Genomic DNA, 15,423 nt, shown 5'->3' with positions numbered 1-15,423 from the left:
GCCCATCCCACAATAACAATTAAAATTGTAAGTTATTTAATTCGCGATCCTAAGCTAACAACTCCCACCGTCCCAACTTTCAAGCTAATCAAGATTGAAAGTTTGAACGTTAAGGGCATGATGGCGAATCACAAGCTGGCTGAGGCAATATCGGATCTAGGATTTTACGAATTCAAACGCCAACTTGATATGGCGTGCAAAATGTATGGGGCAAATTTAGTGCTGGTAGACCAATTATTCCCCAGCACTAAAACTTGCTCTAATTGTGGCACTAAAAAAGATATGCCACTAAGCATTCGGACTTTTGATTGTCCTGCTTGTGGCATATCTTTAAGATAGGGATTTTAACGCCAGCCTCAACATTTTGAATTGGGAACCCTCGGCAGCCAGGGGGGTAGCCTACTTATCTTGGGATTAGCCGTCTACCCAACAGCGTAGGAAGTAAACTCCGAATTGTGTCTAAAAATGGGTTTAGAAAAGTTTAGGTAAGTTTTACAAAGCAGAAACAGGAGCGATCGCAGGTGGAGAGGCCGGGATGCGAGGAGGTGGAGAAATCCTGAACTGCTGGAGTTGCTGCGGGGTTAGTGATCGCAAAATTCTCAGTCCGAGGGTGTCTCTGGAGATGCTTAAAGCGTAGGATGGCTCCAGATACGGGCGGAAATTGGATTTGTTGTTCAAATAGCATTCCATGAAAGCTAGGCTGAGTCCGCTGAGGTAGCGGCGGGCTAAAGCTGGTTCGGGCCCGATCGCCTGTGGTGGTGGCAGAAAGAGGCTTTGAGGGGATTCCTCGATCGTTGAGAAGTGAGTCCCATTGTTCATCAGTACGAGATATTTGTTGGGCGATGTCAGCCAAGTGAACGGTTGAATTTGTTCGAGCAAAGCGGGGGCGACGGTATCGGCGCTGCCTGCGATTAGCATGACTGGGATTTGGATTTTGCTGAGGTTTGTTTCTCCGAGAATGCTGCTGACGATCGGGTTGACGGCGATCACAGCTTTGATGCGCGGGTCGTCGAAATTGTACTGGTTGCGCTCTAGGCCGCGGGCGCGGCACTGCAACAGTAGGGAGAGGTTCCAAGTATCGTTTTCGAGTCCGCAATCTTTGTCTAGCTGTGCAAAATTAATCCCTGCCCCGGCTAATGCTAAAGCCGTATAGCCACCGAAAGACTGGCCGATGACGCCGACTCGCTGCAAGTCGAGCTGCCCTTGGTAGGTCGGATCGGTTGTAGAAAGTTTGGTTAAATAATCGAGCAGGTCTTTGATGTCGAGGGGGCGGTTGACAAATTCTGCTGGTTCTGCTACTTGATTGGCTCTGCCTGTTACTAAGTCTTGGATTTGTTGGGCGTTGCTGCCGGGGTGTTCGGGGACGGCGACGGCAAAGCCGTAGGAGGCTAGGTGTTTGGCTAAATATTGAAAGGAAAGGCGATCGGAACCTAAACCGTGGGAAATTACTACTACTGGGGCCGGTTGCGGGCTCCGCTGCGGCAGGTAAATGTCCATATCAAACGTGCGCTCCTCTTCGAGGGCTTCGCTAACGCGATTTGGACTCGTCAAAGTTACCGATGATTTTTTCCAAGTATAGGGGCCCGGTAGCTGGGGCTGCAGCATGGCGGCGGGCGGTATGGCGGGTTCAGAGGCTGCTTGTGCTTCGGACAATTGAGCGACTCCAGCGATCGTCTGATTGGAACGGTTGATCAGCGATGTGAGCTCGTTGGCGATACCTAAGCCACGGGCGATGTCAATCCTGATGCCATAGGTGGGGAATTTCCGCAGCACGTTGAGAATTGTCAGGCCTTCGGGATCTGAGGCTGCTAAAATCAGGGCGGCTCGGATGGCATAAAATCCAGGCTGCCGAGCTTTGGTTTGAATTACTCGGCCCAACCGTTTCAGCAGCACTTCTCCTTGAGGCGTGTAGAGAAATTGGGCGATCGTCACGGGGCTGATTTCAGCTTTCGCTTGCAGGGCGCTGCGAATCTCAGCTAGCTGAGATTCTTTGGCGTACTGAGCGAAGCCGTCCAAGTTTGAGTCTATTTTGCCTTCTTTGGCGAACAGTGCCAGGGATTCGATGGGAACTGATTCTTCTAGTGGCCCGTAAGTTACGTAAATTCGCTCGGCACCCATTGCCGGTGCGGCGGTGCAAACAGCCGTGAATGCACACAATCCTAGGTATTTTGGGGCGATCGACCGCCGAGTGCGAAGGGCAGCAGTGGAGAGGCTCGAAAACAGACTGTTCATAACTTTCACACCTAGGACTTCTAATAATTAGTCGGTGAAATGATGTAAATTGTTTCGCCAACATTTAATGCCAAAAAATCGATCTGTTGCTTGGGATGCTTCGGAAATTAGGTTATCTTGGGAAGCATAGCCAAAAAAGCAATTTTCTGACCTGACAAGACTAGCTGAAATTTAAAATTCAACACCCAGGGGTCAAACCTACTGGAATGCCCATTGATTATTTTTTCAGCTATGCAAGATATTTTCGATCGAGTTTGTAACTACAGCCTGAGTGGGAGAATTTATGATGTTCAATGCAACTGCTATCCTGATTGACGCTTTTGTGCAAGAGTTGCAGGCCGGCTACCGTCGCACCTACGGCAAGTACAAGCCTGACTACCCTGAAATTATCGCCTGGGCAGGGACTATGGCTCTGGAAAATATCGCTAACTGCGATGCTCTTTACCACAATGTGGAACACACAATGCTCGTGGCTTTGGTGGGACAAGAGATTCTCCGCGGCAAACATATTCGCGAAGGGGGAGTGTCGCCGGAAGATTGGCTGCACTACCTGATCTCGCTGCTGTGTCACGATATCGGCTACGTCAAAGGTGTTTGCCGCCAAGACCAAGAAGCTGTGGGACTATATGCTACGGGTATTGACGGGGGCATGGTTTCTGTGCCGATCGGCGCAACTTCTGCCAGTTTAACTCCTTATCATGTCGATCGAGGAAAACTCGTAATTGACGAACGCTTCGGGGGCCACACATTAATTGATGCCGAACAAATCAAGCGCAATATTGAATTGACGCGCTTCCCAGTTCCGGCTAGCGAAACTCATCAAGACCGAAATAATTATTCTGGACTCGCTAGGGCCGCTGATTTGATCGGTCAGTTGAGCGATCCAAATTACCTGCGAAAAATAAGTGCCCTGTTCTACGAATTTGAGGAAGTCGGCACTAATAAAATCTTGGGCTACAAGTCTCCGGGAGATTTGCGGCAAAATTACGCCAAGTTTTATTGGAATGGAGTTTTTCCCTACATTCCTGCAGCTTTGAACTACTTGGAATTGACCCAGGGAGGCAAACAAATTATTGCCAACCTCTACGCCAACGTATTTCAGGTAGAACACGCTGAACCGCTCGCTTTCAAGCATAACGCTCAAGAATTCACCAAATTCCCCGCCAATCGCAAATTAAACGGCGAAAAAGATGGTGATTATATTCAACCTTCCGTGTTGCCCGGAGAAAACAAGCCATTTGGGGATTTTCCCGACTTAAATTTGTGATAGATAATTTACGCGCTGAATTAGGCAGCTATAAAGACGATTCATAATTAAAAAAAGATGAATGTTTTAGTGGGGCTTCCTTTTCTGTCAGCTATAGTAGAGCTAAAAATTAGTTGTTTATTAGGAAGAGTGCGGTCATGGAAACCAAAAATATTGAAGTCGTTTTTAGCTTTGATACAACTGGCAGTATGTACCCTTGTTTGACACAAGTTCGTCGGAAAATCAAAGAGACGGTAACGAGATTGCTCGATGAAATTCCTGGCATTCGGATTGGCATTATTGCCCACGGAGACTATTGCGATGCTGACAGCACATACGTAACTAAACACCTCGATTTGTCAGGCGATGTCGGCACAATTTGCAATTTTGTTCAAAATGTAGAGCCAACTGGCGGCGGCGATGCTCCAGAATGTTATGAATTAGTCTTGCACGAAGCTCAGTCACTTTCTTGGACTCCAACTAATTCCAAAACCTTGGTACTAATTGGCGACGACATCCCGCACGCACCCGCTCAAACTCCTCAAAAACTTAACTGGCGTCATGAATTAGATAAGTTAGCACAGATGGGAATTACCGTTTACGGCATCCAAGCTCTCAACTGTCCACACGCCAGTTTATTCTACAAAGAACTAGCCGAAAAATCTGGCGGTTTTCACCTCAATCTTGACCAATTTTCTTACATTACAGATTTATTTTTAGCAGTTTGTTACCAACAGTCATCTAACGAACAACTACAAGCTTACGAACAAGAAGTTGTCAGTCAAGGTCGCATGAGTCGCGGATTAAACAAGATGTTTGATACCATGCTAAAGCGGGAAGACGTGGCTGTTTACGAATCAGCAGAAGTGCGAGCCGTAAAACCGGGGAGATTTCAGATTCTTGAAGTAGACAGCGAGATTTCAATTAAAGCTTTTGTTTTAGAGAATGGTTTGGCTTTTAAAACGGGGCGCGGATTTTATGAGTTTACTAAAACAGAAACTATCCAAGGTAAGAAAGAAATTGTACTGATGGAACGTTCTACAGGGGATTTGTTTGAAGGAGAAGCGGCGCGAGAAATGTTGGGTTTGCCAATGGGCGAGACTGTCCGCATCAAACCGAGCAATCTAGAAAAGTATGCGGTTTTTGTGCAAAGTACCTCGGCTAATCGCAAGCTGATGGGTGGAAGTCGTTTCCTTTATGAAGTTGAAGATTGGGATCGTTAATCGCATCTTAAATCTCCAAACTACAACCGCAGAGTGACCCAGAGCGTGGTAAAATCCGCTATAAGTAAGGTAATATCCGCCATAAGCACCCGACAAATATTTGGTGCGTCGATGACTATACGATCTGTGTTTATCCTATACATCTGCGGTTAAAAAATATACATTTTCAAATTAATATGCAACCCGAAATCCAGCAGCAAATTCAACAGTTGAGGCAGCAGCTACAGGAAGCTAGCTATGCTTATTATGTTCTCGATGCGCCGATTATGCCAGATGAGGTGTACGATCGACTTTATCGCCAGTTGCAAGAATTAGAATCAGATTATCCTGAATTAATTATTGCGGAAAGTCCGACTCAGCGCGTGGGAGAACAGCCTGCTACTCAATTTTTTAGCGTCAAACACAATATTCCTCTCTACAGTTTGGAAAATGCTTTTAATTTTGAGGAATTTGCTAAATGGCAGGAACGCTGGCAAAGGGTAGCACCTTCCCTAACCCCCGGTCAAGAAGGAAATGCACCCCCCCTAACCCCCCCTTATCAAGGGGGGGGACAAGAGGGAATAACATCTTCCATTAGCAATAAGGAAAATAGGGAAATTACTCCCCCCCTTAGCAAGGGGGGGTTGGGGGGGGTTTCCTATGTTTGCGAGTTAAAAATTGACGGTTCTGCTTTAGCGTTAACCTATGAAAATGGAGTTTTAGTTCGCGGTGCGACGCGGGGAGACGGCATCGCCGGAGAGGAAATTACTCAAAATGTTAAAACTATTCGCTCGATTCCTCTGAAGATCAATTTAGATAATCCGCCGCCTGTTGTGGAAGTGCGGGGAGAGGCTTTTTTGTCTTTAGCTGTGTTTGAGGAAATTAATCGGGAACGGGAAAAAGCAGGGGAACAATTGTTTGCTAATCCTCGCAATGCTGCGGCGGGTACGCTGCGGCAGTTGGATTCTAAAATTGTGGATAAGCGCAAATTAGATTTCTTTGCTTATACTCTGCATTTAGATCAAGGTAACGAGGGTAACACGCAGTGGGATTCGTTGGAATTGTTGCGACGAATGGGGTTTAAGGTGAATCCCAATCGCAAAATTTGCTATTCTTTGGATGAGGTTCGGGAGTATTACGAATATTGGGATACTGAGCGGCGGAATTTGCCTTACATGACGGATGGGGTTGTTGTTAAGATTAATTCGGTTTTGCTGCAAAAACAATTGGGTTTTACTCAGAGGTTTCCGCGTTGGGCGATCGCCCTGAAGTATCCCGCGGCCGAAGTCCCTACAATAGTAGAAGCTGTCACCGTGCAAGTAGGCAGAACCGGGGCTCTAACTCCTGTAGCGGAACTGAAACCGGTGCAGTTGGCGGGGACGACGGTTTCGCGGGCTTCTCTCCATAATAGCGATCGACTTTCCGACCTAAATCTCCATATTGGCGATACTGTGATTGTCAGAAAAGCTGGGGAAATTATACCAGAAGTTGTGCGAGTTTTGCCGGAACTTCGCCCCCAAAATGCTCAACTTTTTCAAATGCCTAGTTGCTGTCCCGAATGCGAACAGCCTGTGGTTCGGGAAAAGGGGGAGGCCGTTACTCGCTGCATCAATACATCTTGTCCGGCAATTTTGAGGGGTTCGCTGATTCATTTTTGCAGCCGGGATGCTCTGGATATTAACGGTGTTGGCGAAAAGTTGGTGCAGCAAATGGTTGATAGCAATCTGGTGCATTCTGCGGCGGATTTGTACGATTTGACAGCGGAAAGATTGATGAGTTTGGAACGCATGGGTAAGAAGTTAGCAGAAAAGTTGGTAAGTGCGATCGCCCAATCCAAAAATCAACCTTATTCGCGCGTACTTTACGGCTTGGGCATCCGCCACGTCGGCAGCGTGAATGCTCAATTGCTGACAGAAAGGTTTGCAAATGTAGAAGAGTTAGCAGGGGTATCGGCGGCATCGATTGAGGGCGTTTACGGCATCGGGCCGGAAATTGCTCAAGCTGTTTATCAGTGGTTTCGAGTTCCGGCAAATCAAAGTTTAATTGCACGGTTGAAAACTGCGGGATTGCAATTGCAGTCAGAAGTAAAAAATCCCAATTTAGCCAGCACAAATTTACAACTGGCAGGCAAAAGCTTTGTGCTTACCGGAACTTTGCCCACTTTGAAACGAGATGAAGCTAAAGATTTGATTCAAAAAGCAGGAGGTAAAGTCACAAGTTCTGTGAGTGCTAAAACTGATTATGTGGTTGTGGGAGAAGAGGCGGGTTCTAAGTTGGAAAAGGCTCAATCTTTGGGAATCGAACTACTTTCGGAATCAGAGTTATTAGAACTGCTATCGAAACCATAAATGATTGGTGACAGTCAATATCTCTCTCTTTTCTCTTTCTCTGCGCCCTCTGCGCCCTCTGCGGTTCAAAAAAAAGCTGATTCACTTCATACCAATTTTTTATGAGGCCCCGTAGAATCCGATCCCCCCTAACCCCCCGCCGGAGGGGGGGACAAGATTCTTCTCAAAGTCAACCCCTACTCCCCTTAATAAGGGGCATTTAGGGGGATCGAGATATTTACAACTTCACATTAAATTGGTATCAGCCGTTTTCCAAGAACATCGCCAACAATTCTATTGCCCTAGGTGCAAAATAGCCGATCCTCTTCGAGGGCTCTGCTAACGCGACTTGGGCAATACCTCAAAAGGCATAGAAATCGCGACCCCCCTTGGTGAATGTACATACTTCCCCGGCGGTGCTGCGCCAATCGGTTGTCGGTACAGGCTAGTTTTGCTAAAATTTGATAAAGTTTGCAATAGCGATCGCAACTGCCAGATTAGCCAAGTCCCAGCAATCACAGGAGATACATTATGTCGGAAATTCCAGCAGAACAAACACAAACAAACTTGACAACTCCAGAAATAACTACCGAAAGCTCAATTTCTGGGGTGGAAAACGTGAAAAATAGTTTGGGAAACGTCCTAAATAGTTGGAAGTTGAAAGCAGGATTAGCCGTTGCTGTACTGTTTGCAGTGTCGCTATTTGCTTTCTACTGGCAGCATAACATTGCAGTCGTAGGTATGAAGAGTTGGGCGGCGCGATCGGGTGCTCAGCCGATCGAATGTATGGTAAGAGATACTAATAACGACGAGTATGTCAGTTGCAGCGCCCTCCTCGATCAGCAGATTGTCCCTCTTGAGTGCAGTTCGAGTTTGTTCAATATCGGCTGTCGAGTAAATTACGGAACTGCCGCACCAAATCCGAGACAAATCAACCCTAGATAGAGCATCTGGGGGTTAGAGATGATTGTTTAACGAACAGATTTGCTACTTAAAATATGGGACTTACAAAAAAACTCTCACCGTGAAAATACTCCAGCAATAAAGATCAGAAAAATCTTGTTTTTCTCATCGCAAAAGCAGGTAATGAAAGTTGCCTGCTTTTGCGATGAGGTAATCTGTGATAGATGATGTGCGACAGTATATTAATGTGAAGATTTCACCTTTAGCATGGGTATCAAAGCATCCTCAGCTACTATAATGGATAAGTCCGCTCGCCCCTAATGATTGCTGACTATCTTTAATAACATTTTCTTCTATCATTGAAACCTGAAAATGATCGAGATTAACGGCTACGAGATTCTCACTCAAATCTACGAAAGTATCAACTCCACCGTTTATCGAGGCATCCGGCAACAGGACAACCAAGCTGTCATCCTTAAATTCCTCAAAGAAGACTATCCTACTCCCTCCGAACTGGTTCGCTATAAGCAGGAATATGAAATTACCCGAAATCTGAATCTAGATGGAGTAATTAAAGCTTATGAATTAAAACCCTATCAGAGGACCCTGTGTATCATCCTTGAGGATTTTGGCGCGTCATCTTTAAAACACTTGATGGATGAGCGTAGGGAATCAGCCACGGGAGTATTGCCCCTACAGGAATTTCTGAGCATTGCTATTAAAACGGCTGAAATTCTAAGCAGTATTCACGCTGCGAATATTGTCCACAAAGATATTAACCCTGGCAATATTATTTTCAACCCAGAAATCGGGCGACTCAAAATTATAGACTTTGGTATTTCTACTAAATTCACCCGCGAAAATCCTACCCTAAAAAATCCTAACGTCTTAGAAGGTACTTTAGCTTATATTTCACCTGAACAAACAGGAAGAATGAATCGTTCTCTAGATTACCGCACCGACTTTTACTCTCTCGGTGCCACTTTTTATGAGTTGCTGACAGGACAACTTCCTTTTGAAACAAATGATGCCCTGGAGTTAGTGCATTGTCATATTGCTAAAGTGCCAATTTCTCCTCATCAACTTAATCCAGAAATTCCCCAGCCCCTGTCAGATATTGTAATGAAACTGATGGCCAAAACCGCTGAGGAGCGATACCAAAGTGCTTTTGGAATTAGAAATGATTTAGCAGAATGTTTGCATCAGTTACAAACCCAAGGAAATATCTCAGAATTTCCCTTGGGATCTCAAGATATTTCTGGGCAGTTCCACATTCCGCAAAAACTCTATGGACGCGAAGCCGAAGTAGAAGCCTTACTCACAGCATTTGAGCGAGTCGCAGACAATCCTTTCACCCCCCTTAATAAGGGGGGACAAGGGGGGGTAGAAATGATGTTAGTAGCGGGTTATTCTGGCATTGGAAAATCATCCCTAGTAGCAGAAATTCATAAACCAAATACAAAGCTAAGGGGCTATTTTACAGCAGGCAAATTTGACCAATTTCAAAAGAATGTTCCTTACTCGGCTGTGGTTAATGCCTTTAAAGGATTAGTGCAACAACTTTTAACAGAAAGTGAAGAACAACTAGCACAATGGCGAGAAAAATTGAAAAGCGCTTTTGGGATGAATGGTCAAGTAATTATTGATGTAATTCCTGAAGTAGAACTGATTGTCGGTAAACAGCCAGAAGTACCAGAATTAGGGGCAACGGAATCACAAAATCGCTTTAATATTCTTTTTCAAAACTTCATCCGAGCATTTTGCACCAAAGAGCATCCCTTAGTCATCTTTTTGGACGATTTGCAATGGGCTGACGCTGCTACGCTTAAATTAATTATACTGATGATGACAGATACAGAAATGCAATATCTGTTTTTAATTGGAGCTTATCGTGATAATGAAGTTAGCCCGACACACCCCTTAATGATGACTCTTGATGGGTTGCTCAAGGAGGGAGCAATTATTAATTATATTACCTTAGCACCTTTAGGAATAGAAAATATTAGTCAACTTATTGGCGATACATTATCTAGCAATTATGAATCAGTAAAATCCTTGGCAGAATTGGTGATTGAAAAAACTGGAGGGAATCCGTTCTTTGTTAATGAATTCTTGAAAACCCTGTACTCACAAAATTTAATCCAGTTTGATTTATCTTCTCTTTCTTGGCAATGGGATGTACACCAAATTCAAGCAAAGGGGATTACAGACAATGTAGTAGAGTTAATGATTGATAAAGTAAATAAACTGCCAGAATCTACACAGCAGATGTTACGTTTAGCGGCTTGTGTGGGCGCTAATTTCAACTTGCATACCCTTTCTCTCATTAGCGAAAAATCACCTAGAGAAACCTCTACTGACCTAGCACTGGCAATTCAGTCAGGCTTAATTTTACCCACATCAGAGTTAGATGCTGACCTCTTAATTCAAGATTATAAATTCCTGCATGACCGAGTACAACAGGCTGCTTATGCCATGATTTATGGCGAATCTAAACGTAGCTTCCATCTCAAAATTGGGCTATTGTTGTTGCAGAATCTCCCGAAAAATAAACGGGAAATCAGAATCTTTGAAATAGTCGATCATCTGAATTTTGGCAGAGATTTAATTGCAGATGATTCAGCAAAAATTGAATTAGCACGCTTGAATTTAGAAGCGGGCAAAAAAGCCAAATATGCAACGGCTTATGGAGCGGCACTGCAATATTTAAGAGCGGGATTAGAGTGTTTAATCGGAGATTTTTGGACGGAGTATTATGAATTAACTTTAGCCTTGCACAAAGAACGGGCAGAGGTTGAATACTTAAATGGATGTTTTGAGGATTCAGAAGCATTAATTGACCTAATTTTGAAAAATGTAAAATCCGACATAGAGAAGGCAGAAATTTACAACCTGTTGCTCGTGCAGTACACCATGAGTGCTAAATATGAAGAGTCAATACAAACAGGTAAAAAGGCTCTTTTCTTGTTAGGTGTAGACTTGCCTGACGCTAATTTTAAGGAGGCGCTAGACCTGGAAGTTGCCCGTGCAAAGAAGAATTTGGGGTCGAGAAAAATTGCTGACCTGATCGATGAACCAGAAATCACAGACCCCCAAAAAAGACTGGTACTAAAATTGTTAACAAATACTGATCCACCTGCCTATTTTTTTAACCAAGAAATGTATGCAGTTATTGTTTTAAAAATGGCTAATATTTCTTTGCAATACGGCAATATTGCCGTATCGTCAAAAGGATTTGTAACTTACGGAATGATTCTTGGCTCTATTTTAGGTGACTATCAATCTGGCTATGAATTTGGTAAGCTAGCTGTAGAGGTGAGTAAAAAATTTAATAGTTCCAGTCAGAGATGCAGTGCTTGTTTAGTTTTGGGCGGTCATTTGAATAACTGGGTAAAGCATATTAAATTGGCTGAGGCTATTTTGAATGAGTCCTATCAAGCTGGCTTAGAATCTGGAGAATTACTGCACTCTGGCTACGCTATCGAACACAAATTGCGATACCTATTTTATCAGGGTAAAAATTTAGAACCTCTGGTGATAGAGGTGGAAAAATTTTTACAGTTTAACCAAAAAATCAAAAACCAATGGGCAATTGATGGAATGCTGGGTTTTCAAATAACTCTCTTTAATTTAAGCAGTAGAACTCCTAATAAATTCGTATTTTGTAACAACGAAATTAGCGATGAAGAATTTTTAGAAAGCTGTAAAGCACATAAAAGTTTGGCGTTGATTTGCACTTTTTATATTTTTAAATCTCAGGTTTTATATCTGTATGATCAGCTACATGAAGCGCTAAACTGTGCATTGAAAGCCAAAGAATTTATGATTTTTACGTTAGGGCAGTTCCAAATTTCTGAACATAATTTTTACACTTCACTAATCCTGGTGTCGCTGTATCTTGATGCTTCCGAGTCCGAACAAAAACACTATTGGGAGCAGTTAGAATCGCAGCAAGAACAGATGAAAATATGGGCAGATAACTGTCCTGAAAACTTTCTGCACAAATACCTGTTGGTGGAGGCAGAAATTGCGCGTATTTCTGGTCAAGGAATGGAAGCACTAGATTTGTACGATCGCGCCATTGCTTCAGCTCATGAAAATGAGTATATTCAGAATGAAGCTTTAGGCAATGAATTAGTCGCCAAATTCTGGTTAGGGAAAGGCAAAGAGGAAATTGCCAAACTTTACATGAGAAAAGCTCACTATGGCTACCAACTTTGGGGTGCTAAGCGTAAAGTAGAGGATTTGGAGCAGAAATATCCGCAGTTAATCCCCAAAGTATCTGCCCAGAAACAAATTGATGTGCAGACTACTGCTATGGGCACAGCATCTTCAACAAGTGGAGCAAGTTCAAATATAGACTTGTCCACAGTTATCAAAGCTTCCCAAGTTCTGGCTGGTGAAATTGCGAGCAACAAATTGTTAGAAAAGTTAATGACAATTTTAATGAAAAATGGCGGAGCACAAAAAGGCTTTCTTGTCTTATCAAATAAGGAGAAGTTAACCATTGAAGCTAGAGGGGAAGTTGACAAAGAACAAGTAGAAGTTTGGCAAAGTAGTCCGATTGAAAGCAGCGATAATCTTCCTGTAGGCATGATAAAATATGTAGCGAGAACTCAGGAAGATGTAGTGCTATCAGAGGCTACAAAAGAGGGTATTTTTACTAGCGAACCCTATATTATAAAAAATCAGCCTAAGTCAGTCTTATGCGCTCCTATTATTAATCAAGGTAAACTGATCGGCATTCTGTATCTGGAAAATAATCTGACTACCGGGGCGTTTACCCCAGATAGATTGGAAGTCTTAAAAATCTTATCCTCCCAAGCAGCTATTTCGATCGAAAATGCTCGCCTCTATCAAAACTTAGAAGATAAAGTTCAAGAACGCACGGCTCAACTAGCTGAAGCGAATCAAGAAATTAGCACCCTCAATCAGAAATTAAAAGCGGAAAATGTTCGCATGAGTGCAGAACTCGATATTGTCAAACAACTGCAACAAATGGTGTTGCCAAAACCGTCAGAATTAGAGGCAATTGAAGGCTTAGAAATAGCTGGTTTTATGGAACCTGCTGACGAAGTTGGCGGTGATTACTACGATGTATTGCAACAGGATGGTCAAGTCAAGATTAGCATTGGCGATGTCACGGGACATGGTTTAGAAAGCGGCGTGTTGATGATTATGGCACAAACGGCTGTCAGGACGCTTCAGAAAATGAAGGAAACAGATCCAGTGAAGTTTTTGGATGTCCTCAACCAGACTCTTTATGATAATCTCCAGCGCATGGACTCCTCTAGAAATATGTCTCTAGCTATCTTAGACTATGCCGGAGGTGTTCTGAAATTAAGCGGACAACATGAGGAAATGATTGTGGTGCGCGCTGATGGAAAATTGGAGCGCATAGACACGATGGATTTAGGCTTTCCCATTGGCTTAGTAGAAGAGATTGGCGAGTTTATTGCTTCTTCAGAAGTGCAGTTAAATCCTGGGGATGTGGTGGTGCTTTATACTGATGGAATTCCTGAAGCTTTCGATATTAATAAAGCGCAGTACGGATTAGAAAGGTTGTGGCAAGTTGTGGTTGAAAATCGTCAGCGCTGTGCCCAAGAAATTCGGGAAGCTGTAATTGATGATGTGCGGCAGTATATTGGCACTCAGAAGGTTTTTGATGATATTACTTTGGTGGTGATGAAACAGAAATAGAACTTTTTTATCGCGAGTTGGGCGGTTGAAACCGCTACTACACAACAAAAGTCCGCCTTCGCGGACTCAAGAAATCAAGATGGCAGATTACCAAGGGCTTCCGATCATGGTGAAACTGCTCCAGTAGTAAGGATGAGAAAAGTTTTGGTTTGGTTGTTGTAAATTAGCAGGTAAATTTAACTTGCCGCCTGTTGTTACTAGCTGTCCGTTTTCCATCCGAACTTTACCGGACATTATTGCTTGTTGAGTCAGTTGCAAAGCTTCTGCCTTAGTTGTGGTTCCTCGCAACTGGTGGTAAAATTCGCTCATCAGCCCCAAAGTGCCTCCATCGTCAACATACCACAAACTTCCTAAAGCAGATTTCGCGCCGGATTTTACTGCTAATCCTCCAAAACCTAACTCTGCTTCCCGATCGCCCATAGCAGTTCTACAAGCACTTAATACTAACAAGTCTACCTGCGGATTGCGCCAATTCAAACTCTCCATGTGATCGAGCTGCAATTTGGAATTCCACATTTGAATGTAGGAATTGCTCGCTTTTCCCGGTTTGAATTCAGCGTGAGTTGCTAGGTGAACGATCCGAAATCCTCCCTTGGTGTGTTCCGACGTGAGATTATCTAAAGTGAAAGCAGAATTGAGGAAAGATGGGCTCTGCCACTGAGCGGAAATCGCCTGCAGTTCGATCGGCACACTGGGCAAGGGCTGTTGGTCAACAAATTCTGACCTTCCCATTGCTAGCACTGTGGCGTCTCTAACAGCTTTATAATCGGTATTAGTCGAGCTAAAACTCGGAATTAGGCTAAAACTGTATTTTTCAATCAAGAAGCCTTTACCGTCGTGCAAAGCGGCAAAGGGCAGGCTTCGCAATCCCGGATCGACTGACAGTAATAAAGTTTGAATTCCTAAGTTTTGTAAGTCTTTTTCTAGGGGTGCGATCGCCCATTTATATAGTTGCTGGGCGGCGGCTAGATAAGTGGTACTAGCGCGTTTTGCGGGATTGGTGATTTCAGCGCGCAACTCCTGCACGGTGGGGAAAAGAGCTGCTCTGTTGGCTTCGGGGACGCTGTAATGAATCGGCCACCCGGCAGGAGGAACTAAAATTATTTCTAGTCGATCTTCTCGCGAGACCATGTAGATAATACCAGACCGCTTGCCGGTTTGCTGTTCGATATTTTGTAAAGTTTGTTGGGCTGTCGAAATCAAGGTTTTTTCCTCTAGGAGGTTGGCTTCTACCCCCAGGTATTCTGCAAATTCTTGATTCCTCATTTCTTCGATTCCCCAGACTGTTTTCTGTATGTCGTTACCTTCAAAAAGTCGATCGGGAGACGGAACATATCCCAGAACTAAATTAGAAGTAGGGTTAACTGTTGGTGCTTGTTGGGATGCGAGTGAAGAGGCTACGATGCCAGCGGGTAATTGACTGGTGATACTTGGATCGAGGGTTAAAATTCGATGATCGGCAGCAGCAACACCGAGATTGTCTAGCGATCGACTTTCGGGGCGTTTAAAGTCTTGTTCATCGGAGGTTGACGGTTCGGGTGTGGGTGTATCGGCGGCTGTGGGCGATTTTGGTGCTGTCACAGGTGTGGGCACTTGTATTTCCGTAGGATCGATCGGAGTGGGAGTGACGCTCGGAGTGGGAGTTAGGGTGACACTTGGAGTGGGAGTTGGAGTTATTAGCGGAGTGGGAGTGACAACTGCAGTCGGAGTTGGAGTTACTACCGGAGTTGGAGTTGGAGTTATTAGCGGAGTGGGAGTGACAACTGCAGTCGGAGTTGGAGTTACTACCGGAGTTGGAGTCGGAGTTGGAGTT

8 protein-coding genes are annotated in these 15,423 nt (G+C 44.1%); 6 read left to right on the top strand and 2 right to left on the bottom strand.

All coding sequences use genetic code 11. The features are described from left to right. Nucleotides 1-339, top strand: a 339-nt coding sequence (locus QUB35_RS22065) for a zinc ribbon domain-containing protein (protein WP_333143871.1), incomplete at its 5' end; no start/stop codon positions are given. 153 nt (nt 340-492) lie between these two features. Here QUB35_RS22065 and QUB35_RS22060 read toward each other — a convergent pair. Continuing rightward, nucleotides 493-2,232, bottom strand: a complete 1,740-nt coding sequence (locus QUB35_RS22060; protein ID WP_333143870.1) for an alpha/beta hydrolase — start codon at nt 2,230-2,232, stop codon at nt 493-495. Nucleotides 2,233-2,518: 286 nt separating this feature from the next. Between QUB35_RS22060 and QUB35_RS22055 the strand changes: the two genes are divergently transcribed. The 5 genes from QUB35_RS22055 to QUB35_RS22035 all read left to right on the top strand — a co-directional run bounded on the left by QUB35_RS22055 (nt 2,519) and on the right by QUB35_RS22035 (nt 13,610). Then, a complete protein-coding gene (locus QUB35_RS22055; protein ID WP_333143869.1) occupies nt 2,519-3,499 on the top strand; it encodes an Npun_R2479 family HD domain-containing metalloprotein in 981 nt (326 codons plus the stop codon). Between the two features lie 137 nt (nt 3,500-3,636). After that, the gene (locus QUB35_RS22050) at nt 3,637-4,701 is read left to right on the top strand and encodes a vWA domain-containing protein (protein WP_333143868.1); all 1,065 of its coding nucleotides are present in this window, start codon (nt 3,637-3,639) and stop codon (nt 4,699-4,701) included. Between the two features lie 176 nt (nt 4,702-4,877). Further along, on the top strand, nt 4,878-7,028 hold the full coding sequence (ligA, locus tag QUB35_RS22045) for an NAD-dependent DNA ligase LigA (RefSeq protein ID WP_333143867.1): 2,151 nt from the start codon (nt 4,878-4,880) through the stop codon (nt 7,026-7,028). Between the two features lie 510 nt (nt 7,029-7,538). Beyond that, complete coding sequence (locus tag QUB35_RS22040; RefSeq protein WP_333143866.1) at nt 7,539-7,952, top strand: hypothetical protein; 414 nt, start codon at nt 7,539-7,541, stop codon at nt 7,950-7,952. Between the two features lie 330 nt (nt 7,953-8,282). Then, nucleotides 8,283-13,610, top strand: coding sequence for a SpoIIE family protein phosphatase (locus QUB35_RS22035; RefSeq protein ID WP_333143865.1), 5,328 nt, complete (start codon nt 8,283-8,285; stop codon nt 13,608-13,610). Between the two features lie 87 nt (nt 13,611-13,697). On the opposite strand, the gene QUB35_RS22030 is transcribed toward QUB35_RS22035, so the two are convergent. Next, a partial coding sequence (locus QUB35_RS22030; protein ID WP_333143864.1) for a CHAT domain-containing protein occupies nt 13,698-15,423 on the bottom strand: 1,726 nt, incomplete at its 5' end.

The sequence above is a fragment of the Microcoleus sp. B13-B6 genome, assembly GCF_036705405.1.
Classification (GTDB): Bacteria; Cyanobacteriota; Cyanobacteriia; order Cyanobacteriales; family Microcoleaceae; genus Microcoleus.
Note: the sequence above shows the minus strand (reverse complement) of the source record. Positions and strands in the feature narration are given on the sequence as shown.

Coding starts and splice junctions, on each gene's coding strand:
- QUB35_RS22040 (WP_333143866.1), top strand. CDS start 7,539: ATGTCGGAAATTCCAGCAGAACAAACACAAACAAACTTGACAACTCCA.
- QUB35_RS22060 (WP_333143870.1), bottom strand. CDS start 2,232: ATGAACAGTCTGTTTTCGAGCCTCTCCACTGCTGCCCTTCGCACTCGG.
- QUB35_RS22055 (WP_333143869.1), top strand. CDS start 2,519: ATGTTCAATGCAACTGCTATCCTGATTGACGCTTTTGTGCAAGAGTTG.
- QUB35_RS22050 (WP_333143868.1), top strand. CDS start 3,637: ATGGAAACCAAAAATATTGAAGTCGTTTTTAGCTTTGATACAACTGGC.
- ligA (WP_333143867.1), top strand. CDS start 4,878: ATGCAACCCGAAATCCAGCAGCAAATTCAACAGTTGAGGCAGCAGCTA.
- QUB35_RS22035 (WP_333143865.1), top strand. CDS start 8,283: ATGATCGAGATTAACGGCTACGAGATTCTCACTCAAATCTACGAAAGT.